This window comes from Candidatus Methanogranum gryphiswaldense (assembly GCA_019262145.1).
GTDB lineage: Archaea > Thermoplasmatota > Thermoplasmata > Methanomassiliicoccales > Methanomethylophilaceae > Methanogranum > Methanogranum gryphiswaldense.
Genome location: CP076745.1, coordinates 554,801 through 576,395, shown reverse-complemented (window position 1 = coordinate 576,395; position 21,595 = coordinate 554,801). Strand labels below are relative to the sequence as shown.

Sequence of the window (21,595 nt, the reverse complement as noted above, 5' to 3'; positions counted from 1 at the left end):
ATGCAAGGCAACTTCCACTGGTTAAGAGTACAGACCTTTTGTTACTCCACTGAGAATGAAGATCTGATACACGAGACCATGACAAACCTGATAGGCAACGACGAATTCGATGTGGAGGTATGCGATGGCGAACACGGCAACCATTTGATCATCATGCAGGAAGAACTCAAGAAACAGAAGGAATTCATCTTGCTGTTCTCCAAATTACCAACAACTTTGATAGAGGCCGTTATCGCTGACATTGACGACCGTATCGATGATGAGTGCGTGTTCTACCTTAGACTGGACAAGCAAAAGGCCGTACAAGGCGAATTCGCAATGGCACACCATGGAGATGTCATCTCGATCACAGGAAAGGTTACCTCTCATCCAGCAAAGAAAGAGATAGCAACAAGGAATCTGATTGAATTCTTATCCACATTCAAGCAGAACCAATCCGGCCCAACGAATTGCGCGGAATGAACCTTGCTTCCTTTATCCTGCGACTTTTCATGGTGCTGACCACTATCGTAACATTGTCTAATTCAATGGAATCTCCCTTATGAGGTATCTTCTGCAAATTGTGATGAATGAATCCACTGACACTACCTGAGAATCCTTCTTCAGGTTTGAATTCCAATCCCATCTCACGCATGGCATCGATCATATTGGCCTCACCGAGTACCGTATACGAACCATCATTCATCTTGGTTACAGGTATCTTGACCTCATCGTTCTCGTCCCATATCTCTCCGACAAGCTCCTCAAGGATATCCTCTAAACAGACAATACCCATAGTGCCACCATAGTTATCCAGAACAACGGCCATATGAAGCTTGCTTCTCTGCAGATCGTTCAAAAGGGTCGCGATGCTCATGCTCTCCGGAACAAATCTTACAGGTCTTATTACGTCCGTCAGCTTGAATTCTTTACCATTTACGTATCTAGAGTAGAAGTCCTTTGAATACACTACCCCGATTATACGATCGATCGTCGTATCAAAAACAGGTATCCTGGAATATTCAGATTCGATGAAAAGACGCCTCATGTCCTCGACATCGGTCCTGATGTCCACTGCCGTAATGTCTACCCTCGGAGTGTATATCTCTGAGACCATGATGTCATCAAAGAGAATGGCAGACTTGATAAGATCGCTCTCTCTCTTCTCAATGGTTCCTTCCTCCTGGATCTCGTCTATCATGAAATATAGCTCATCTTCGGTAAGTGTTGGCGAATCCTTTTTTTCTCCCCTTTTAGTCATAGAGCGAGTTATCGCAAGGAAAGCCCATATCATTGGTGAAAGGACCACAGCTGTAAACTTTATGATGTTAGCGATCTTAATCGCAAATTTCTCAGGATTTCTTTTTGCAAGTGTTTTAGGCGTTATCTCTCCAAATATCAATAACACTGTGATCATGAAAGCCGTAGCCAACAGGACACCATATGCATCACCAAATAGAGCCACAAATAACATTGTACAAAGCGTGGAAGCAGCAATATTCACAATGTTATTACCCACTAGAACTGTTGTGAGGATCTTATCGAAATGCTCCCAATTATCAAGTGCCACATCAGCCTTCTTGACACCTTCTGCTACCATGTTCTTTAATCTTATCTGATTCAAGCTTGAATACGCGATCTCCGATGCCGAGAACATAGCAGATAAGGAAACTAACAAAATCATCGAAATAATAATGGCAAGTACGAGCAGATCCATATCATGCACACCTGTCAACAATGCAATAGACCATTTTTTGGTTCATCCAACTGTCAAGCAAATAACCTGACAATGAATGTAATGCCTACGTAGTTATAATCATTGTGGATGGTTATTTGAACCTTTGATTTTTGACAAATGATCTTCATTAACTTAATCTGGAACTGTTGCCATATTATTTGATTGTAGCATCGAAAAAATAGTAAAAAAAATGAAAAAAGTTTAGATTTTGATAGTTGTTTAAGCCATTCCAAGCTCTTTCTTGACATCGTCAGAAAGAAGAACAACCAACAAAGAAGCGTATACGACTACGTTACAAATGCTGGCAACGGCATTCAATATTCCGATAGCTCCGCCATCTAAAATAGAGAATATTCCAACAAGGCTTGCAATTATCATTATGACGAATATGACGAGAAGAACAATCCAGAATACTCTGTCCATTGTTGTTGTCTGTCCGTCTGTTATGGTCCTTGATATATAGATTGCAATTATACCGAGAATCAACGCAACAAAGAATCCAACAACCGCGATACCGAGATCATCAGCATTGTCAACGGTCTCTCCAATCATTGAGAAGAATCCTTTAACGATGAATCCTGCTCCGACCACGGCGATGAAACTACCAAGAATTTTGATCTTCTGGGATATCTCACCTACACGTATCTTCTGTCCTATTGCTGCGATCATCAGACCGTATATCAAAGCTCCTACCGCAACGATTATAAGACCTACACTTACATCAGAGGACAAAGCTTCTGATATTATTCCGATCAACGATACAAGCGCTGCTATCAAACCCGCAAGTAACATTGCGGTTCCGAAATTTTTGGGATTGTCAAAGAATGACATAGGCTCCGTACGTACTTTTGCGTTATATATATTATTCGTAGAAACAACTAATTTTAAATGACCCAGAACCAATATTTTTTATTGGCAGTTGTATATTTTATCGATGGGTTAAAATATCTTTGCGTATTCAGGGCAGCCTCCGAAGAACTGTATTTACTTCCTAATTTTATTTAAATATAATAATGACATACATTTGGTCCAGCAGGAGCATGGCAACATGGCAGTCGAATTCAAGTACGAGGTCGTCGAGAGGATCGCCGTCCTCTCCGAATCATCTAAAGGATGGACCAAAGAACTCAACCTTATTAGCTGGAACGACAGAGAACCCAAATACGATATCAGAGAATGGTCTCCCGACGGAACAAAGATGGGGAAGGGCATTACACTCTCTAATGAAGAGGTCTCCCAACTGAAAAAAGCGTTAGAAACTAGATCAGATGTTTGAGCCAGATAGACAAAACCTCTTAACCTACTCCAAATTTAAAAAATTCACTTTCTCTTTGTCGTACCGCAATCTTTTTAAACTAAGTCGCTTGTCCAGAATACAGGCATTCAAGATATTGCTCCGAATCCATTAGATTGGTTTAGGCAGAATATTGGGAATACCAATAAAATAATAGAGGAATAGAAATGGCCTACGGAAGCGGAAGCGGTGGATATAGGAACAGCAGCAGCGGTAGCAGCAACAGGGATCAACCCAAAGAATTTTTCAAAGCTACCTGCTCCGACTGCGGACAGGAATGCGAAGTACCTTTTAAACCCACACAGGGACGTCCAGTCTACTGCAAGGATTGCTTTAAGAAGCACCAGCCAGAAGATCACGGCGACAGGCGCAGAAGATTCTGAGTTTGGACTTTGTCCAACTCCCAAACCACTTATTTATCATCTTTCTTCTTTGTATTCTCGAAAGTTTCCTTCATATCCATTCTGAAAAAGAAAGTGGACACGGAATAGGATATCATCAACACTGCGACACCTAAAACAAGAATACAGATCCCTGCCACTTTATAATCCATAAATATGGCGATCAATCCGATTGTCGCCAGTATCCCCCCGGACAACATTATCATATTGTTCCTGGACCTTTGTTTCTCCAACATCAAAGTACCTTTGTTCCCGCCTTTGGCGTTATCCCTTCATCGTACGCAGAGTTCACTGTAAAGACAAAGACAGAGAGTGGCTTCATATTCATCTTTCCAAGAAGCTGTTCCATCTTTTCCATCTCTGGACCCTCAGTAAGAATGGAACTGAGCGTAGCTTGAATGGAATACGCCTGTGCCCCCGACCAAACAAGGAACTCGACATCACGATTAGCTGTTATATTGACGGATGTCTGATGCATATACACCTGACCAACCATAATAGTGCATGGATCGGTGACAATCAAACTGCCACATATCACGGAATGAGGTTTGCCCTCAGGCGATACTGTGGACAGCACCTTGTGTGTTTCTGGACGCTTGAGCATGTCCATCAAGAGAGGTATGAGTTCGGTCATATTATCACCCGAATATGACATTCTGATAATTAAAACTTCAATGATAAAATATTTGGAAATAGTTTAAAAATGAGATTTACGCGAGCTTCTTTCCGGCATTCGGATTTGCGCCCTGTTCATAGACGCTCTGCACATCGAAAACCCATAATGCGCTAGCTTTAAGGTGGAACGCCTCGAGTGCTTTATTCATGCCGTCGAGCTCAGGACCGCTTGTAAGCTTTGCTTTTACCTTACAGCCGATCTCATACGACTCCATGCCATTGACAATCAGGAATGCAGCCTTATCATTCTCCGCAAGATTCTTCGTAGAGACCTTTGAAAGTACCTCTCCAAACACAAGCTTATCTGGCGAAGGAGACATTATTGCCCCCGCGGCAATTGCGTGGGGAACTCCCGCTTTAGAAGAAGTTACCAATACTTTTACGGTCCCTTCTTTTTTCATAAGATCTGTAACTTTTGCAGGTATTGATGTCATTTTATTACCTACTAACCAAATGTTAGTACCACTATATGACAGTTACCTTTAGTAAGTGATTAAAACCCTATCGGACGGCAATAGTATCAATTATACTCGTCGGTCTTGTCCTTGTTTATGAAAGCGATAGCTCCCAGATAAATTGCCATGACCACTACCAGCAATACGAATTCCATAACATCAGTCTGCATAATTAACAAGTCCAGCATACAATATCAATATTTATAGGTTGCTTGAAAATCTTAAAATTTAAATAAATTACAAAACTACTCAATAATAATACGTAATTCGTAAATTTACTTCGAATTGCATATAAAATCTTAATCACAGTAACAGAAAGCACCATTTTTTTGCATATTTCCAGGAACACAATTTTATATCAAAAAACAATAAGCCCGTGCAACATGTGTTACGACATAGTCATCATCGGAGCCGGCCCAGCCGGATTGACAGCAGGGATATATGCAAGATCGAAGATGATGAACACCTTGGTTTTAGAGTCTGGTCGCGTAGGCGGGCAGCTCACAGCACTTTATCCGGAAAAAGGTATCCACAACTATCCTGCATTCGAAACGGTCCAAGCACGTAAACTCGCTGATAAGATGTACGCACAGGCCGAATCAATGGAGTGCAATGTCAAAGAATATGAGAAAGTACTGGAGATCAACGACGGTGACGAAGAATTACTTGTCGTGACCACAAAGAACACATATCATGCAAAATCTGTTGTAGTTGCCATCGGAATGGGATGCTTTGACCCCAAGAAAATGGACGTACCTGGTGAAAAGGAACTTACCGACAAGGGAGTGACATACATACTTCCGCAGAAAGAAGAACTTGTCGGAAAGAGTGTAGTGATGTTCGGTGGGGGTAACAGTGCAATAGAAATGGCACTGATAGCGGACTCTGTAACAGATACTACCATTATACACCGCAAATCCGAATTCAGAGCGGATGAGGTAAATGTCGAAAATCTCAAGAACAGCAATGTAAGGAAGATCATGGATGCAAATGTCATCTCTTTCAACGGAAAGGACCACATCGAGAGTGTCACAATATCTCAAAATGGTAAGATCATGGATATCCCTACCGATCTGGCCGTTATCAATATCGGTATAAATGCAAACTTGGACGATCTAAAGAAATGGAGCCTTGATCTAACACCAGATGGGTTAGTAAAGGTCAATTTCGACATGTCCACAAACCGCAACGGAATATTCGCCTGCGGAGATGCCATTGACTATCCTGGAAAATACAAACAGATCATCACTGCGTGCGGAGAAGCCGCTACCGCCGTGGTAATGGCATACAAATTTGTTAAGAAACCATACTGGGCGTAAATCTTAATTTTTTTAAGAACTTGCGGCCCAAATTCACCTTTTCAAAGAACCATGCTAGTCATGAGTTTAAAAAGAAAAAAGACGGCAGGGTCACTGCCATAAAATTTTTCGTATATTGAGCTTAATCACTCAACAATTGCCGAAGATGGGCACTCGTCGATGCATGCTCCGCAGTCAACACATTTGTCATAGTTGATAACTGCGACATCATCAACTGTGATTGCATCCTGGGGGCAAACGTCGGCACATGCTCCGCATGCGACACACTCTGATTCGATTACCTTTACCATTAGGGTACACCTGTAGGCCTTATAATTCAAAACACCTTATTAATACTTATTGTGATCTGCCACGAATTCCCTATATATCCGACATAACATTAACGCAATATGGATTATCTCTGTGGCAAAATTCTCATCGGAAAAGACCTCATAGATGGATACATCGCCATAGAAGATGGGATCATTGTCGATATATCAGATGAAAAATGCCCAGTGGTTCCTTTAGCCAGCGGAATAATTATCCCAATGATCATCAACGCACACACACACTGTGCGGACGGAGCAGTAAAAACAATACCTGGTATGAGTCTTGAAGATCTCGTAGCACCACCTAACGGGCTTAAACACAGATATCTAAACAACGCAACAGATAACGAGATAAAAACATCCATTAAGGACTTTTCAGATAAATCGAACGAATATGGGTGTAAAACTTTCATCGATTTCAGAGAAGGAGGATTGAAAGGTTGTCTCCTTCTCAGAGAAGCAGTACCAAACGCTATCATACTCGGCCGCCCCATCTCTCCAGAATACAATGAGGATGAAGTGGATTCAATACTTGAAGTTGCAGATGGCATCGGATTGCCCAGCATTTCAGATATGGATCACAAATATATCGAAAAGATAGCTGATAGGGTCCGCGAAAGACAGAAGATCTTTGCCATACATGCAAGCGAGAGAATCCGTGAGGACATCGATGAGATACTATCGCTGGACCCGACCTTCGTGGTCCATATGACAGAGGCCTCTGACAGCGATATGCTGAAATGTGCTGAGACAGATGTTGGAATTGTAGTTTGCACCAGATCCAATATGTTCTTTGGTAAAATACCACCTATAGGCAGGATGGAAAGATGTGGGGCCGAAATATCCATCGGAACTGACAATGCGATGTTATGCACCCCAGACATGAGGGCAGAAACAAGGGCATTCATGGATGTCGCCGTTAAACAAGGCAGAGACCCAGACAATATATGGGGGCCGATGGTTATCAACGGACGGAAGATAATATATAACCATAACGCCCTGGATTTGAAAATAGGGAGAAAAGCAGAACTAACGGTCATGCCATGTGACGGACCGCTTTCTGTTGGCAGGATGCTTTCCTGCAATAACCCAATATTCGCATACAAAAACCAAACGGTGAGACATAAATGAGCTTCAAAAAAATACTAGTCCCTACGGACGGCAGCGAATTCACAAAGAATGCCATAGAAAAGAGTATACAGATGGCAAAACTAAGCGGAGGCACCGTCACAGCGATATATGTTCTCGATCAATCCGTCTATGCCAGCATGCCTATGGATTCCACAGTGATCAATCTATATGATACGCTGGAGACAGAAGGAAAGGCAGCCACGGATTACGTAAAAAAGAGATGCGAAGACGAAAATGTAAATTCTGAAACAGAGATCGTTGAAGGAATACCTGCAAAAGTGATCGTCACCATGTCGAAGAAATTTGATCTGGTGGTCATGGGAACCCTCGGAAAAAAGGGAATGACAAAAGTGCTGATGGGCAGTGTTGCAGAAAAAGTGATCGAGAAGGCACATTGTCCCGTCATGGTGATAAGCGCCTCTGTGAAGCCTGACTTCCCGTCCTAAATATTATTATAAGGATACACATTTACAGCGAAGCATACAGAGTGTGGTCACATGGGTTTTCAAAAGATACTTGTGCCCGTCGATATCGACGGCTATGCAAATGGTGCTGTTGAAGAGGCACTATCATTGGCAAAACTCTCGGGAGGATATATCACAGTCATGCACGTGACCGACAAAATAGATTCGCCTGCTAGTAAAAAGGCAATCGACAAGGTCATAGCAAAAGGTGCAGAAGCGGGCATCAAAGTAGAACCTTTGGTACTCAGTGGTTCTCCTTCAGATATCATACTTGAAAAATCCAAGGATTACGACATCATAGTCATGGGCACGTCCGGAAAGAAGAAGATCCTTACCGGAAGCGTAGCAAAGGCAGTAATCAAGAACGCCTCATGTCCTGTAGTCGTTGTCAGGTCATGGAGGTAATAATATGAAGACAGTATCGGACATAATGACCGCAGCACCGATCGTCGTCGAGGTTCCAGGTAGCCGTAACGACGCGATCAACATGATGGTTAGAAACAAGCTTACCGGTCTACCGGTCATCCGTTCGTCGGACGGAAAACTCATGGGAATAGTCTCAAGAAGGGACATATTCAGAAAATTCGATGAAGATCAACTTTCTCTCATAATGAAGAAAGGTTGCATAACCATCGAGCCTACTGCTAGTATCTCTCAAGCAGCTAAAATATTCGCCGAAAAAAGGATACACAGATTGCCTGTGGTCGAAAATGGAAAACTCGTCGGTATCATCACTCCGACCGACCTTCTCAGGGAGGTCAAGGAAATGAAGACCACAATGACCGCAGAAGATGTCATAAGGACCACCTGCGTAACTGCATATGTCGATGAACCCCTTGCTTACACGATCACAGCAATGAGGATCAGCGATGTTCCAGCAGTACCTGTTCTTGATGCACGCGGAAAACTTGTAGGTATACTTACGGACCGTGATCTTTTCAGCGATCAGACAAAAGATGCTGAGGCGATGTCAAAACTCGGAATAGAGGACTCAGAACTTGCAGGATACAGGAATGTATTGCCTCTTTTCTACGCTGCGACAGAAAAATACCTGTCCGATGATAGAAAAGTCAGGGATTACATGGTCAAAGACCCCCAGACAGTATTCAAGAAAACAACTCTCAACGATGTCGCCAAGATGATGCTCCAGAACGACTTTGGTCAGGTTCCGGTTCACGGAACCAAGGATGAACTCGTTGGAATGATTTATGATGTCGACGTACTTTGCGCACTTACAAGGAATGCGGAATGAATGACACAGAACAACATTGACACCAACGATCTCATGTCCATCTGCAAGCGCAGAGGATTCATCTGGCCCTCATTCGAACTTTACGGTGGGGTCGCAGGAATGTTTGACTACGGACCTACGGGTTTCAGTCTAAGGAACAATATCGTGGATGTCTGGAGAAACATCTACAAAGGGAAAGAAGGTTTCGTCGAGATAGACTCGGAGACCGTTAATCCTAGAGAGGTCTTCAAGGCATCAGGACATGTCGACGAATTCGCTGACCTCATAACATACTGCACCAAATGCCAATCTCCCTTCAGAGCGGATCATCTTGTAAAAGAATTCTACAACAATGCAGACGTTCTTACCCCAAAACAACTGGACGAAGCCTTTGTAAAACACAATGTCGTCTGTCCAGAATGTGGAGGGAATCTTGGACCGGTAGAAGAATTCAACCTTATGTTCAAGACAACCATTGGACCTGGTTCCGCACGTGTCGGATATCTGAGGCCTGAGACAGCACAAGGAATATTCGTTAACTACCTCAATCTTTACAGATATAACAGGGAAAAACTCCCAATGGGTGTTATTCAGACCGGAAGAGGATATAGAAATGAGATCGCTCCACGTCAGGGGATGATCAGAATGAGGGAGTTCAATATGATGGAGGTCGAACTTTTCGTCGATCCCACAGACAAGAACTGGTCCAGATACCCTGAGATCGAGAACGAACTCATAACACTTGTACCCAACACAACCGGGGAAACAATAACCATTACTGTCAAAGAAGCCGTGGATAAGGGAATAATAGCCAATAAGGTCCTGGCATATTTCGTCAACACGACAAAACAATTCCTGATAAGGCTCGGAATAGATCCAAAAAGACTGAGATTCAGACAACATCTGAAAGACGAAATGGCACACTATGCCGCAGACTGTTGGGATGCAGAGGTACTTCTATCGTACGGATGGATAGAGATAACCGGCATCGCAGACAGAGGGTGCTGGGATCTGTCACGTCATGCAGAGTTCTCAGGAACAGACCTCACACACTTCAAGAAGTTCGATGAGCCAAAAGAGGTCGAGATCGATAAGATCAAGGCCAAACACAAAGCACTAGGGCCCAAATTCAAAGGAAAAGCCAAGGACATCGCAGTTGCCATGGAATCCAAGATGCCTTCTGATGTAAAGAACGGAAAGCTAAAATTAGTGATTGACGGAGAAGAGATCATCCTGACAGATGAGTTCTTTGAGATCGCCAAAGTGAATGAGAAGATCTCAGGAGAGCGTGTAGTACCTCATGTGATCGAACCCTCACACGGACTTGACAGGATATTCTATTCGATACTGGAGCATGCATATTCCTTCGACGAGGAAAAAGGCTATGCTGTATTGAGACTCAAGCCCGAAGTTGCACCCATCAAGGTAGGAGTATTCCCCTTGATGGAAAAGGATGGTCTTGATACCATCGCGACAGAGATCTACGATACCGTACACACCCATCGTGTCGAAGCCTACTATGACGGGACCGGAACTATAGGCAAGAGATATGCTCGTATGGATGAGATCGGTACCCCCTGGTGCATCACAGTGGACTATGACACCCTAGACGGAAAGGACAAGGGAACTGTGACGATAAGGGACCGTGACTCCAGTCAGCAAAAAAGGATACCAGTTAAGAAATGTGGGGAGATAGTGGATTCCCTGATCGCTGGCAAACCTTTCAGCAGTCTTTGAATAACATATTTAATACCTTTGTGAAAACGAAGGGATCGTAAACCCTTTCAATTATTTTCAATTATCATACCATTATGTCCGACATTAAACATGTAAATAAAGCCAGACATTAGACCAACCTTTATATCTTCCATATCTCGATGTTGATTACGAGGTGTGAAATTGGGAATTAAAGACCTAGAAGATCTTAAGAAATTATCAATACTAAGATCCCAGATCGACAGTATATCTGTTGAAGAGATTTTGATCACCGAATTCCCGACCGTCGGGTCGGAGGACAGGGTTGCGGATGCACTGTCCAAAATGAGGCAGACAGGCTTCCAAGAATTACCCGTTGTGGATGATGGTGCCTATGCCGGAATGATCAGCTATGGATCGATCCTCAAAAAAAGGAGCCTCACTATAGACACAAAAGTAAAGAACATGATCCGCAACCTGCCAACACTGACCATTGAAACGGAGATCACTAAGATCGCAGAACACATGGTTATGAACAACTGCAGACAACTTCCCGTCTTGAACGGCAAAAAGGTCATTGGATTGGTATCCAGAAGAGGTCTGATCGATATTGCCGGACGCATGAAGGCTTTGAAGGACATCAAGGTCTGGGAGATAATGACGTCCCCTGTGGAATTCCTGAGGGAAAATGCATTACTCCAGGATGCCATCGATATCATGAGGAGACTGGACATCAGGACCATACCCGTGATGGACAATGCCGACAATCTTGTAGGTATAGTCGGAATGAAAGAGATCATCGATAACTTCTGGAAGGATAACGAGAGGCTCTTCGGCGATTTCGACAAGAACAACAAGATGCAGATCACGATCGAATCTGTATGTACCACGTCTGTACAGACTGTGGAATGGGATAGCAACATCGGGGATGCGGCCACAGTAATGACCGGCCGTCACTTCTCCACATTGCCTGTCGTGGACGGTAACGAGACCGTTGGAATCCTCACGGAATACGATATAATTGAACTTATATCATCATGCCGCGAAAGGGAATCGTTATTTGTCCAGATCAGCGGTCTGGAGGAAGAGGATAAGATCTACACCGATGCCATGTACGCAGACATTGAGGATGAGGTAAAGAAGATCTCCAAGATCTACAAACCAGAATCCTTGACGATACATGTCTCAAGATATAATGAGGACGGAGAAAAGAAGAAATACAGCCTTACCGGAAAACTGTTCATTGACGGCACAACGGTGAACGCTAAGGTAATAGACTGGGACCTTGTAAAGGCCAACAACGACCTCATGAAGAGGATAGAATCGCTGGTCGTCGACCTCAAAGATTCCAGAGTAAGCTTCAGAAAGAGAAAGAAATAAACTCTAAACGAGGGGCAAGTCCCCTCTTTTCAAACTTCAACACTTGTGCGCGCACACACGTTCCAATGGCAACATTTTTTTATTCGCGTTATATCCCACATATGTTTGACATGTCACAATACGATTCTGCAACCATCGAGAAACGTTGGCAGGAGATGTGGAAAGAGGAAAAGGTCTATCACTTTGATCCTAAATCCAATAAACCCGTCTTCAGCATCGACAACCCACCAAGATACACTTCCGGATCCCTTCACCTCGGTCATGCCACGGGATACTCCCTGATCGACTTTGCCGCAAGGTACAAGAGAATGAACGGTCACAATGTATTCTTCCCGTTATGTTTCGATGTCAACGGAACGCCTATCGAGGTCAAGGTCGAAAAGAAATACAACATCACAAAACTGGACCTTCCGAGAAAGGAATACAGGAAATTATGCAGCGACTATGCCAATGGTTTCATTGACGAGATGACCCACCACTTCGAGATACTCGGAGAGAGCATGGATCCAAGCATCTATTACCAGACAGACGCACCTTATTACAGGCGCATAACACAGCTGTCCTTCATTAAATTGTTCAACAAAGGACTCGTTTACAAAGCGAACTTCCCGGTGAACTGGTGTCCCAGATGTATGACCGCGCTTGCAGATGCAGAGGTCGAATACAAGGACAATGTCAACAAACTCAATTTTATAAAATTCCAGATCGTCGGAGAGGACGACCACATATTGGTCGCGACCACTAGACCAGAACTTCTATGCACGTGTAAGGTCGTAGCAGTACATCCAGACGATAAGACCAAACAGCATCTGATCGGAAAGGAACTCATAACCCCTCTCTACGGAAGACATGTTAAGGTCATCTCCGATCCCAAGGTAGATCCCGCATACGGTACCGGTAACGTAATGATATGCACTATAGGCGACAAAGAGGATCTGGAATGGGTGATGAAATATCACCTGGAGATGGAAAAGGGAATTGACGAGTGCGGTAAAATGACCGAACTTGCCGGAAAATATGCAGGAATGCCCGTAGCGGATGCGAGAGAAGCGGCCATCAATGATCTGAGAGAACAAGGCATACTCGTCAGACAGAAGGACAACCCTCAGCAAGTCTCCATCTGTTGGAGATGCAAGACCCCGATAGAATTCCTGCAGGTCCCTCAATGGTTCCTCAAGACCACCGATTTCAAGAAAGAGGTCCTGAAGAGAGCAGATGAGATCAACTGGTTCCCAGAATTCATGAAGATAAGGCTTCAGGACTGGACCAACTCGCTTGAATGGGATTGGGTACTGAGCAGACAGCGCATATTCGCCACACCTATACCCCTATGGGAATGCGAAGACTGCGGACACGCGGTCTGTGCCACGGAGGAACAATGCTATGTGGACCCCCTGGATGATAAACCCCCAGTACCAAAATGCCCCAAGTGCGGTGGAAAACTGTGCGGATGCACGGACGTATTCGACACATGGATGGATTCATCTGGATCGGCATTGTACAACACCTACTGGGAAAGAGACCCCGAACTACACAAGAAACTCTTCCCGATGTCCATGAGACCCCAGTCTCATGATATAATCAGGACTTGGGCATTCTATTCGATCCTTAGATCCGACCAAATAGCACATTCCAAACCGTGGAACGACATAATGATACATGGATTCATCATGGCTCCAGACGGAACGCCGATGCATTCATCCGTTGGAAATGTCATAAATCCCATACCTATAATCGAGAACTACGGAGCAGATGCTCTTAGGTACTATGCGGCAACATGTTCCCTCGGTATTGACCATGCCTTCAGAGAGAAGGATGTCATAAGAGGAAGGAAACTCTGCAACAAGATCTTCAACATAGGTCAGTTCGTAGGTCGTTTCTTCGACAACGTTCCCAAGTCCTGTGACAGCCTCAGAGAATCGGACAAATGGATCATCAGTAAATATTCCGAGGTCGTGAGATCGGCAACAGAATATCTGGAGGTCTACCAGTTCGACAAGGCGATGAGAGATGTTGAGGCATTCATATGGCATGACTTCGCTGACAATTACATAGAGATGGTCAAGGCCAGGAATGACGATGCTGTGAAATACACACTTTACAACGTCTTCCTCGGAGCACTGAAGCTCATGGCACCATTCATGCCGCATATAACAGAGGATGTCTATCAGGAGCATTTCAAGGCCCATGACGGGAACAGCAGCATTCACTTAACCGCGTGGCCTACACCTATATTCGTGGACCAAACGGCCCTCGTCTCCGGTGATGCACTGGCAGAGGTCCTTGCTGCGATACGCGCATGGAAATCAGAGAACAAGATGCCGCTCAATGCGGAACTTACCAAAGTAGAATTCGTCGGAGAGGCGGCAAAGGTCCTCAAACACACCGAATCGGATATCTCGGAGACCACGAAGGCCAAAGAGGTCATAATCGCGCCTAAGGCGGATCTCAAAGAAGAGATCGTGGGAGTGAAACCCGAATATGGCAAACTTGGACCTGCATTCAAGGCCCAGGCAAAAGCCATTGTCGCAGCACTCAATTCCGCTGATCCCGAAGACATCACAAAACAACTTACCAACGGACAGGTGGTATTGGATGTCGAAGGTGAGAATATAACCCTCGGGCCGGAATTCTTCAAGGTCGAGAAACGTCTCATGCTTGGCGGAAAGGCCGTCGACACTATACAGGTCGGTAACATCCTGGTCGTCATAGAGATCTGAACAACTATCAAACAGGGGGCCTACCCCTCCTTTCAATCGTCAGTGATCAAAATGAAAGAGCCTCTCATGCCCGCAGGAGAGATCGCAGCGTACATCGTTATGCTCATCATCTCCGTATTCTCTATCTGGGCAACGTTCCAGATATATCATACGGACAGTCTCCTCTGGAGGACCTTTTCACTCATCCCCGCTGGACTGATCACAGCGGTCTGGATAGCGATGACGATCGGAGTACTTTCAGCCCTAAAATACAGGAGCCCAGAAGATGAATGAGATAATGATCAAAAAGATAGTTCCGCTCGCCATAGGTTTGATCCTGGTCCTTTTAGCCATCTCGAACATATTCAATGCCCCGATAATAAAAAGCATTCTTTTCTTGATCGGCGGAATACTGTGTATATATGGCGTATACAGCATCGAACGCGATCACGAGAAAAATAAAAGAAATTGAGATGGTCCTTTCGGACCGGTTTATCAATACGGTAAGACCTCTTTTCCCAACTGTTCAGAAAGAACTTCAGCAAATGCGGTATACATCGCAGAAGCACCACATACTATTCCGAGGAATCCTGCTATATGGATTATCGTCTGATTGCTTGACAGGTCGCCTGCAGCGAGAAGGAAGAACACGATAGTCAGTGTAAAAAACACGAACTTCAACGCATTCCTTCCCTTCAAAGTCCCTATCAACAGGAACAATGTAAGGACTCCCCATACGAAACAGTACATCCCAACAGTAGTTCCTTCGGATCCAAATCCGCTCGGGTCCATTTTGATGAAAGCGAACGATAACCAGAACACACCGTAAAGCGTGAATGCAGTTGTTCCGAATGTATTTCCGTTGCGATATTCCATCATACCCGCTGCGAACTGTGCTAATCCTCCGCAAAATATTGCCATTGAGATTATTACTGCATCTAACGGAATAAGATCCGCATTATGCAACGACAACAGTACAGTTGACATACCGAATCCCAAAAGCCCCAATGGGGCCGGGTTCGATTTCTTCAAGGTCGGCTTTTCTAGTCCGTCGGCCATACATATTCATCTATAGTCGGGTATATAATGTTAACAATCGTCTAATGTCGAAGTCGTCAATAAACGAAGTACCAAAATTATGAAAAGTGGGGTTTTTCACCCCAAAATTCCTTATTGAATGACCTTAACGAATATCTTCTTACCTTTGAACTTAACTTTTGGAAGGTCCATCGTCATTCTATTGCCGAAATCCTTGTGAACTTCCACTATTGATGAGTTCTCATCGATCTGTATCTTTCCTATAGAGAATTCTCTGACCTTAGCTACACGTATTATATAGTCTGCAAGAGAGACCTTTCCAATCCCGTCTTTCTTTCCAAGATTGATCTCAAATTTGCACATTCCGAACACATCACATATCTGATCGTAATCCACGACCCTACGGATAGTATCCTTTGTACCTTCTTCCGTTTCCGGAACGTCTCTTTTCTCTATTACCATCCCGGTACGAAGCTCGAGTTCCTTTATGAGATACTCTTCCTCGGTTGTGATGAATGATATCGCAACTCCTTCTTTGCCGGCCCTTCCAGTTCTTCCAATCCTGTGGATGTATGTGTCCACATCCTCGGGCATGTCGTAATTGACGACGTAAGAGATATCATCGATATCCAATCCCCTTGCGGCAACATCGGTCGCTATGAGGATGTCGATCTTATCATTCCTGAAATCCTTGATGACCCTCTCTCTTTTGGTCTGAGGCATGTCACCATGGATGGCCTCTACCTTGTAATCGAATCCTTCCAACCTTTCCACGAGGATGTCCACCATCTTCTTGGTCTGACAGAATATTATTGCCTTGGGCTTGTCAATATCGAGTATCCTGCAAAGAGCCCAGGATTTGTTCCTCCTTCCCACCGAAATATAATATTGTTTGGTGAGATCGAGTACCATCTCGTCCTTGGAAACACTGATCTCCTTTGGCTTTTTCATGTAGTCGGAGGCGAGACGCTTGATATCCTCTGGCATTGTGGCCGAAAAAAGAAGTGTCTGTCTGTCGCTGGGCATAGAACTCAGAATGAATTCGATATCCTCTATGAATCCCATATCGAGCATACGGTCGGCCTCATCCATGACGACCTCCGATATGCATGTCATATTCAGGATGCCTCTGGATATCATATCTCTGACCCTTCCAGGAGTCCCAGCGATAACGTCTGCACCATGCTCCAGTTTCTTTATCTGGCCCTCGATGCTCGCTCCACCATAGATGGGCACTGTAACATGACCCGTGAACATGGCTAACCTGCTGAATTCCTCTGCGACCTGATTCGCGAGTTCGCGAGTGGGAACGATTATTATGGCCGATGGCAATTTCTTTCCCGCAGGTATCCTTCCCAACACGATCGAACCGAATGTTCCTGTCTTTCCGGTACCTGTCTGCGCCTGTGCAAACATATCAATACCTTTCAATCCCATGGGTACAGCCTGTATCTGGATGGGTGTTGGTTCATCCCAACCCATTTCATCCATCGCACTTGCTATATCTTCAGAAATACCTAAATCTGTGAACTTTGAGATCATAATATACCACTGATCTTGAAGTCAAACCGCCTGCGACTAGAACGCAGACACCGCTCAATTTCAATTTCTAGATGGACCCTCCTTTTAAATACTTAGTGTTATCGAACTTTTTTGAGGTATATATACAAAAAACAGTGATACTGGTCCATGAATGCAAAAGGTCTCCTATGCAGTACCGCGCTTGTTATGGGGGCCGCATTGATCATATCACTGATAACGAATATTTCTGGATACTTTCCATATGAAATATTCACTGCACCTATAAGACGCAATATCACGCTTGTTCTGATAATAATAATGATCACCGTATCCCTTTCACGGATACCTTATAAAAATCTAGACCCTATAAAAAATTCAAAATCTCTGATGAGAGCCCTGATATTAGGACTGATCGCAGCATCGATAATACCATTGCTCGCATATCTTATACTGAAGGACATACCCGCTTTCAAAGACTATGCCACAGGATTGGTCTTCATAGCAGCTGCACCTTTCGCAGTATCCATACCGCCGCTTTCCTATATCCTACGTGGAGATCTGGCACATGCACTAAGATCCACCATATTCGTATATGTTGCTGCATTGCTGTGGATACCTTTCGTTATCTGGATAACTATCGGTGAACTTGTCGATATGAAAAGTGTTGTTATAACGATCGTAGAGGTCATCGGTCTACCTTTGATCCTGTCGAGATTCCTAACAAGAGTGGAGATAAGCAAAGAAGTAATGTCCGTCACGCTAAATGTAATCTTGGCTTTTTTCGTATGGCTTTCTGTGAGCACAGCAATATTCCCCAGTACAATGTCCGTACTAATTGTGTTCCTACTCATAGCTGCCTTGAGAACCTTCGTATTCAGCAATGGAGTGAATGTAATAGAACGCAAACTAAACATACCGTGGCCACAGAGGGTGACCGATGTTCTGATGACATCCTACAAAAACAATGGGATCGCCATAGCTCTCTGTGTAGCAACCTTAGGCACCCAAGCACCTTATGCCGTAACGGTCATAGCAACATCGATCGTGATCGAGATATGTTGGGTCACATTCATGGATTCGGTCACATTCTCGAAAAAGAGGATGAAACGGGAACTCACCATTGACCAAGAGCGCTAGATGACTTGATCATAAACGACATCGTTTTAGATTCACAATGCATCGACCATACCGTGAGCATTCATGAAGATCGGTTTTGATAATGAGAAATATCTTCAGATCCAATCAGAACATATTGAAGAAAGGATCAACAGGTTCGGAGGAAAACTTTACTTGGAACTTGGAGGAAAACTTTTCGATGATTATCATGCTTCCAGAGTACTTCCGGGCTTCAAACCTGACAGCAAGATAAAAATGCTTTTAAAAATGAAAGACAAGGTCGAAGTTATAATTGTCATAAATTCCGGAGACATAGAGAAGAACAAGGTCCGCGGCGATCTCGGTACAACATATGACCTGGAAGTTCTACGTTTCATGGATGCCTTCAAAGAAGACGGAATGTCAGTGGCCGGAGTCGTATTGACCATGTACTCCTCACAGCCTTCGGTAATCGCATTCGAAGAAAGACTGTCGATATTGGGAATTAGATCCTACAGACATTACGCCATACCTGGATATCCTTCAAACATGCAAAATATAGTCAGCGATGAGGGATTCGGAAAGAATGAGTATGTAAAAACAAAAAGACCATTGATTGTGGTCACTGCCCCTGGTCCCGGCAGCGGAAAGATGGCCACGTGCCTTTCACAGATGTACAATGAATACAAACACGGAGAAAGATCAGGGTATGCAAAATTCGAGACCTTCCCTATCTGGAACATGCCTCTGAGACATCCTGTCAACATAGCATATGAAGCTGCTACCGCAGACCTCGGCGATGTTAATATGATAGACCCCTTCCACATGGAAGCCTATCAAAAAGCTGTAGTAAATTACAACAGGGACATAGAAGCATTTCCCGTCCTTAATGCCATATTAGAGAAGATATCTGGCACATCACCTTACAGATCACCGACCGATATGGGCGTTAACATGGCTGGATTCTGTATAATTGACGATGCAGTTGTTTCCCATGCTGCTACGATGGAGATCATAAGAAGATATTACAGAGGACTTTGCGACAACAGACAAGGCCTTGTAAAAGAAGATGTGGTAAAAAGATTGAAACTCCTTCTCCAAAATGGGAATATCGATCCAGACATCAGAAAGGTCATACCTGCTGTTAGACAAAAGGCTGAGATTTCAAAAGTTCCGATCACTGGTGTAGAATTGTATGACGGCAGGATCGTCACAGGAAAGGATTCGCCTCTGCTATGCGCAACATCCGCTATGCTGTTGAATGCAATGAAAACCCTCGCAGACATAGATGATTCGATACCACTCATCTCATCTGACATACTGGGCCCTGTGCAGAAACTAAAGGTGGAGAACCTTGGAAACGATAATCCCAGACTGCATGCGGACGAGATGTTGGTCGCACTCGCAGTATGCGCAAGAAATGATGAAATGGCTGCCAGAGCGCTTTCACATCTATCCGATCTCAAAGGATGTGAGGTACATTCATCTGTGATACTGTCGCAGACAGATATGGCCATTTTGAACAAGCTGAAGCTCAACGTGACATGTGAACCAAGATACCAAGGAAACCATCTTTTTCAAGGTCAAATAAACTAACGCCAGTAATATGACGATACCTTTATATCGAAAGATATAATCCCTAGATTTAAAGTGCGGGCGTGGTGTAGCTGGTTATCACTTAACCTTGCCAAGGTTAGAACTCGGGTTCGAATCCCGGCGCCCGCACCACTCCTTGCTATCCAGATACAGAGGGTGGTGAAGGGGAGTGGGATTCATAATCCCCCCTCCCATGCTTCTGTTATAGATTTGATTGCTTTCTTCTCATTCTTCCTGCAGTAATATCCCTCTGTCGTCTTGGTCGAATGATGCCCCATGGATATGCTTACGGACTCTATGTCGACATCATCATCGCAAAAAGCTATCATAAAAACCTCGAAAAAGATCGACCCAAGACGACGCGTTTACATCTGTTGTCATACTAGAATTAAAAACGAGTTAAGACAGGTGCCTTTACACCCTGTTTACCTACATCGATCAAAAATACAATACTTATTTTTTCGTATTCATGCTCATCATATACATTATGATCATAAACAGAAGTACGAGAAATGCAAGAATTGCCGCAAACAATAAACCAAAATTAATAGCGTTGTCTTCAGCAGTTTCATAGAATGTTGCTGAAATAGTATGGTTTGAAGTCACATTATTAAAAGTATAGGTCGAGATCCCACCCATGCTTACACCATCGACGATTACATTATCTATTTCATATCCATCCCAAGCGGTTATTTTGAAGGTCGTATACGCCCCCGAATAAACTGACATCGAAATTCCTGGAGATATCGAACCTCCATAATACGCATTGACGGTTATCGTGTAATGTTGTGTTAAGAATTCCACAGATATCGTATGATCCCTGGTGACATTGGTGAATGTGTATGTCGAGACCGAACCCACGCTGGCACCATCGACAATTACATTCGATATTGTGTACCCTGAAAATGTGGTTATATTGAAGGTCTTAGACCCCCCCTGAGAGACCGTTGCAGATGACGGTGATATCCAACCTCCATAACCAGCACTGGCAGTTATCGTGAATTGTCCACCCGAGAATGTCGCAGATATCGTATGATTGCTTGTGACATTGGTGAATGTGTATGTCGAGACAACGCCTACGCTCACGCCATCAACCTTTACATCGGATATCGTATAACCTGCCGACGCAGTGATGGTGAAGGTCTGAGACCCACCGCTGTAAACTGTCGCGGACGAAGGCGATATAGAACCTCCAAAACCAGCACTGGCGGTTATCGTATGGTTATAGTCATAGTAGACCGGTGCTCCAAAAACAGATGGAGCCGTAGTCTCATCCGAGGTATTCATAGACATATCATTGTCTGAAGTAACTACCCCTATCACAGCCACCGATGCCAAGACAACAACGATAGATGCAAAAAGAAGACAATTGCCGTATTTTTTTATTTTCATGATCATATACTCCAACATCTAATCTTAAATCAGTTTTAATGTACGATTTACAAAAAATAGAGGTCTTTTCAATTCTGCAAATACCATTGCTTTGGAAGCATGATATTCCGATTCAGATTTTTGAAAGACTTCCAGATTGATAATAACAGGATTCGAATTTGATTCGTATATTGGGATTGAAAAA

Annotated in this window: 25 protein-coding genes and 1 tRNA gene; 16 read left to right on the top strand and 10 right to left on the bottom strand. The window is 43.9% G+C overall.

Annotated elements, in window-relative coordinates; genetic code table 11:
• A complete protein-coding gene (locus tag KRP56_02980) occupies positions 1-462 on the top strand; it encodes an exosome protein (GenBank protein ID UAL08226.1) in 462 nt (153 codons plus the stop codon).
• Here the strand turns inward: KRP56_02980 and KRP56_02975 are convergent.
• On the bottom strand, positions 422-1,636 hold the full coding sequence (locus KRP56_02975) for a hemolysin family protein (protein ID UAL08225.1): 1,215 nt from the start codon (positions 1,634-1,636) through the stop codon (positions 422-424). The two genes, KRP56_02980 and KRP56_02975, sit on opposite strands and share 41 nt — an antisense overlap.
• Before the next feature lie 300 nt (positions 1,637-1,936).
• On the bottom strand, positions 1,937-2,548 hold the full coding sequence (locus tag KRP56_02970; protein UAL08224.1) for a hypothetical protein: 612 nt from the start codon (positions 2,546-2,548) through the stop codon (positions 1,937-1,939).
• A 217-nt stretch (positions 2,549-2,765) separates the two neighbouring features.
• Here KRP56_02970 and KRP56_02965 point away from each other — a divergent pair, with 217 nt between their 5' ends.
• Together KRP56_02965 and KRP56_02960 are read left to right on the top strand one after the other, a co-directional pair.
• Positions 2,766-2,993, top strand: coding sequence for a YdbC family protein (locus KRP56_02965; protein UAL08223.1), 228 nt, complete (start codon positions 2,766-2,768; stop codon positions 2,991-2,993).
• Between the two features lie 185 nt (positions 2,994-3,178).
• Positions 3,179-3,394 carry a hypothetical protein gene (locus KRP56_02960; GenBank protein ID UAL08222.1) on the top strand — a complete coding sequence of 72 codons (216 nt, stop codon included), beginning with the start codon at positions 3,179-3,181 and terminating at the stop codon, positions 3,392-3,394.
• Positions 3,395-3,423: 29 nt separating this feature from the next.
• On the opposite strand, the gene KRP56_02955 is transcribed toward KRP56_02960, so the two are convergent.
• Genes KRP56_02955 through KRP56_02945 form a run of 3 tightly spaced genes read right to left on the bottom strand, consistent with a single transcriptional unit; the run spans position 3,424 to position 4,521 of the window.
• The gene (locus KRP56_02955) at positions 3,424-3,648 is read right to left on the bottom strand and encodes a hypothetical protein (protein UAL08221.1); all 225 of its coding nucleotides are present in this window, start codon (positions 3,646-3,648) and stop codon (positions 3,424-3,426) included.
• Positions 3,648-4,067 carry a hypothetical protein gene (locus tag KRP56_02950; protein UAL08220.1) on the bottom strand — a complete coding sequence of 140 codons (420 nt, stop codon included), beginning with the start codon at positions 4,065-4,067 and terminating at the stop codon, positions 3,648-3,650. Before KRP56_02950 ends, KRP56_02955 begins: the two co-directional genes overlap by 1 nt.
• A 55-nt stretch (positions 4,068-4,122) precedes the next feature.
• Positions 4,123-4,521: a pyridoxamine 5'-phosphate oxidase family protein gene (locus tag KRP56_02945; GenBank protein ID UAL08219.1), complete on the bottom strand. Its 399-nt coding sequence runs from the start codon at positions 4,519-4,521 to the stop codon at positions 4,123-4,125.
• 404 nt (positions 4,522-4,925) lie between these two features.
• Between KRP56_02945 and KRP56_02940 the strand changes: the two genes are divergently transcribed.
• Positions 4,926-5,861: an NAD(P)/FAD-dependent oxidoreductase gene (locus tag KRP56_02940; protein UAL08218.1), complete on the top strand. Its 936-nt coding sequence runs from the start codon at positions 4,926-4,928 to the stop codon at positions 5,859-5,861.
• Between the two features lie 125 nt (positions 5,862-5,986).
• Here the strand turns inward: KRP56_02940 and KRP56_02935 are convergent, their stop codons facing one another.
• Entirely contained in the window at positions 5,987-6,151 is a 165-nt protein-coding gene (locus KRP56_02935) for a 4Fe-4S binding protein (protein ID UAL08217.1), read from the bottom strand.
• A gap of 99 nt (positions 6,152-6,250) precedes the next feature.
• On the opposite strand from KRP56_02935, the gene KRP56_02930 reads away from it, so the two are divergent.
• The 9 genes from KRP56_02930 (at position 6,251) to KRP56_02890 (ending at position 15,241) form a co-directional block, all read left to right on the top strand.
• Positions 6,251-7,300: an amidohydrolase family protein gene (locus KRP56_02930; protein UAL08216.1), complete on the top strand. Its 1,050-nt coding sequence runs from the start codon at positions 6,251-6,253 to the stop codon at positions 7,298-7,300.
• Positions 7,297-7,746 carry a universal stress protein gene (locus KRP56_02925; GenBank protein UAL08215.1) on the top strand — a complete coding sequence of 150 codons (450 nt, stop codon included), beginning with the start codon at positions 7,297-7,299 and terminating at the stop codon, positions 7,744-7,746. The genes KRP56_02930 and KRP56_02925 overlap by 4 nt, the downstream gene beginning before the upstream one ends.
• 51 nt (positions 7,747-7,797) lie before the next feature.
• Entirely contained in the window at positions 7,798-8,169 is a 372-nt protein-coding gene (locus tag KRP56_02920) for a universal stress protein (protein UAL08214.1), read from the top strand.
• Between the two features lie 22 nt (positions 8,170-8,191).
• Entirely contained in the window at positions 8,192-9,016 is an 825-nt protein-coding gene (locus KRP56_02915) for a CBS domain-containing protein (GenBank protein UAL08438.1), read from the top strand.
• A 33-nt stretch (positions 9,017-9,049) separates the two neighbouring features.
• Entirely contained in the window at positions 9,050-10,732 is a 1,683-nt protein-coding gene (gene glyS, locus KRP56_02910; GenBank protein UAL08437.1) for a glycine--tRNA ligase, read from the top strand.
• 162 nt (positions 10,733-10,894) lie between these two features.
• Positions 10,895-12,070: a CBS domain-containing protein gene (locus tag KRP56_02905; protein UAL08213.1), complete on the top strand. Its 1,176-nt coding sequence runs from the start codon at positions 10,895-10,897 to the stop codon at positions 12,068-12,070.
• A gap of 110 nt (positions 12,071-12,180) precedes the next feature.
• The gene (locus KRP56_02900) at positions 12,181-14,790 is read left to right on the top strand and encodes a valine--tRNA ligase (protein ID UAL08212.1); all 2,610 of its coding nucleotides are present in this window, start codon (positions 12,181-12,183) and stop codon (positions 14,788-14,790) included.
• 51 nt (positions 14,791-14,841) lie between these two features.
• Positions 14,842-15,063, top strand: coding sequence for a hypothetical protein (locus tag KRP56_02895; GenBank protein ID UAL08211.1), 222 nt, complete (start codon positions 14,842-14,844; stop codon positions 15,061-15,063).
• A complete protein-coding gene (locus KRP56_02890; protein UAL08210.1) occupies positions 15,056-15,241 on the top strand; it encodes a hypothetical protein in 186 nt (61 codons plus the stop codon). Before KRP56_02895 ends, KRP56_02890 begins: the two co-directional genes overlap by 8 nt.
• A 23-nt stretch (positions 15,242-15,264) precedes the next feature.
• Here the strand turns inward: KRP56_02890 and KRP56_02885 are convergent, their stop codons facing one another.
• Positions 15,265-15,828: an acetate uptake transporter gene (locus KRP56_02885; protein UAL08209.1), complete on the bottom strand. Its 564-nt coding sequence runs from the start codon at positions 15,826-15,828 to the stop codon at positions 15,265-15,267.
• Positions 15,829-15,939: 111 nt separating this feature from the next.
• Positions 15,940-17,349, bottom strand: a complete 1,410-nt coding sequence (locus KRP56_02880) for a DEAD/DEAH box helicase (protein ID UAL08208.1) — start codon at positions 17,347-17,349, stop codon at positions 15,940-15,942.
• A gap of 147 nt (positions 17,350-17,496) precedes the next feature.
• On the opposite strand from KRP56_02880, the gene KRP56_02875 reads away from it, so the two are divergent.
• The 3 genes from KRP56_02875 (at position 17,497) to KRP56_02865 (ending at position 20,151) form a co-directional block, all read left to right on the top strand.
• On the top strand, positions 17,497-18,465 hold the full coding sequence (locus KRP56_02875) for a Na+-dependent transporter (GenBank protein ID UAL08207.1): 969 nt from the start codon (positions 17,497-17,499) through the stop codon (positions 18,463-18,465).
• A gap of 63 nt (positions 18,466-18,528) precedes the next feature.
• Entirely contained in the window at positions 18,529-20,019 is a 1,491-nt protein-coding gene (locus KRP56_02870) for a DUF1846 domain-containing protein (GenBank protein ID UAL08206.1), read from the top strand.
• 56 nt (positions 20,020-20,075) lie between these two features.
• Positions 20,076-20,151: transfer RNA gene (locus KRP56_02865), tRNA-Gly, on the top strand.
• 44 nt (positions 20,152-20,195) lie between these two features.
• Here KRP56_02865 and KRP56_02860 read toward each other — a convergent pair.
• Both KRP56_02860 and KRP56_02855 read right to left on the bottom strand, forming a co-directional pair.
• Complete coding sequence (locus KRP56_02860) at positions 20,196-20,348, bottom strand: hypothetical protein (protein ID UAL08205.1); 153 nt, start codon at positions 20,346-20,348, stop codon at positions 20,196-20,198.
• Between the two features lie 124 nt (positions 20,349-20,472).
• Positions 20,473-21,411, bottom strand: a complete 939-nt coding sequence (locus KRP56_02855; protein UAL08204.1) for a hypothetical protein — start codon at positions 21,409-21,411, stop codon at positions 20,473-20,475.
• Between the last annotated feature and the right edge of the window lie 184 nt (positions 21,412-21,595).

What these genes read in the sequence shown, in the direction of transcription:
- KRP56_02980 (UAL08226.1), top strand. Translation starts at nt 1, where the DNA reads ATGCAAGGCAACTTCCACTGGTTAAGAGTACAGACCTTTTGTTACTCC.
- KRP56_02975 (UAL08225.1), bottom strand. Translation starts at nt 1,636, where the DNA reads ATGTTCTCGGCATCGGAGATCGCGTATTCAAGCTTGAATCAGATAAGA.
- KRP56_02970 (UAL08224.1), bottom strand. Translation starts at nt 2,548, where the DNA reads ATGTCATTCTTTGACAATCCCAAAAATTTCGGAACCGCAATGTTACTT.
- KRP56_02965 (UAL08223.1), top strand. Translation starts at nt 2,766, where the DNA reads ATGGCAGTCGAATTCAAGTACGAGGTCGTCGAGAGGATCGCCGTCCTC.
- KRP56_02960 (UAL08222.1), top strand. Translation starts at nt 3,179, where the DNA reads ATGGCCTACGGAAGCGGAAGCGGTGGATATAGGAACAGCAGCAGCGGT.
- KRP56_02955 (UAL08221.1), bottom strand. Translation starts at nt 3,648, where the DNA reads ATGTTGGAGAAACAAAGGTCCAGGAACAATATGATAATGTTGTCCGGG.
- KRP56_02950 (UAL08220.1), bottom strand. Translation starts at nt 4,067, where the DNA reads ATGTCATATTCGGGTGATAATATGACCGAACTCATACCTCTCTTGATG.
- KRP56_02945 (UAL08219.1), bottom strand. Translation starts at nt 4,521, where the DNA reads ATGACATCAATACCTGCAAAAGTTACAGATCTTATGAAAAAAGAAGGG.
- KRP56_02940 (UAL08218.1), top strand. Translation starts at nt 4,926, where the DNA reads ATGTGTTACGACATAGTCATCATCGGAGCCGGCCCAGCCGGATTGACA.
- KRP56_02935 (UAL08217.1), bottom strand. Translation starts at nt 6,151, where the DNA reads ATGGTAAAGGTAATCGAATCAGAGTGTGTCGCATGCGGAGCATGTGCC.
- KRP56_02930 (UAL08216.1), top strand. Translation starts at nt 6,251, where the DNA reads ATGGATTATCTCTGTGGCAAAATTCTCATCGGAAAAGACCTCATAGAT.
- KRP56_02925 (UAL08215.1), top strand. Translation starts at nt 7,297, where the DNA reads ATGAGCTTCAAAAAAATACTAGTCCCTACGGACGGCAGCGAATTCACA.
- KRP56_02920 (UAL08214.1), top strand. Translation starts at nt 7,798, where the DNA reads ATGGGTTTTCAAAAGATACTTGTGCCCGTCGATATCGACGGCTATGCA.
- glyS (UAL08437.1), top strand. Translation starts at nt 9,050, where the DNA reads ATGTCCATCTGCAAGCGCAGAGGATTCATCTGGCCCTCATTCGAACTT.
- KRP56_02900 (UAL08212.1), top strand. Translation starts at nt 12,181, where the DNA reads ATGTCACAATACGATTCTGCAACCATCGAGAAACGTTGGCAGGAGATG.
- KRP56_02895 (UAL08211.1), top strand. Translation starts at nt 14,842, where the DNA reads ATGAAAGAGCCTCTCATGCCCGCAGGAGAGATCGCAGCGTACATCGTT.
- KRP56_02890 (UAL08210.1), top strand. Translation starts at nt 15,056, where the DNA reads ATGAATGAGATAATGATCAAAAAGATAGTTCCGCTCGCCATAGGTTTG.
- KRP56_02885 (UAL08209.1), bottom strand. Translation starts at nt 15,828, where the DNA reads ATGGCCGACGGACTAGAAAAGCCGACCTTGAAGAAATCGAACCCGGCC.
- KRP56_02880 (UAL08208.1), bottom strand. Translation starts at nt 17,349, where the DNA reads ATGATCTCAAAGTTCACAGATTTAGGTATTTCTGAAGATATAGCAAGT.
- KRP56_02875 (UAL08207.1), top strand. Translation starts at nt 17,497, where the DNA reads ATGAATGCAAAAGGTCTCCTATGCAGTACCGCGCTTGTTATGGGGGCC.
- KRP56_02870 (UAL08206.1), top strand. Translation starts at nt 18,529, where the DNA reads ATGAAGATCGGTTTTGATAATGAGAAATATCTTCAGATCCAATCAGAA.
- KRP56_02860 (UAL08205.1), bottom strand. Translation starts at nt 20,348, where the DNA reads ATGATAGCTTTTTGCGATGATGATGTCGACATAGAGTCCGTAAGCATA.
- KRP56_02855 (UAL08204.1), bottom strand. Translation starts at nt 21,411, where the DNA reads ATGAAAATAAAAAAATACGGCAATTGTCTTCTTTTTGCATCTATCGTT.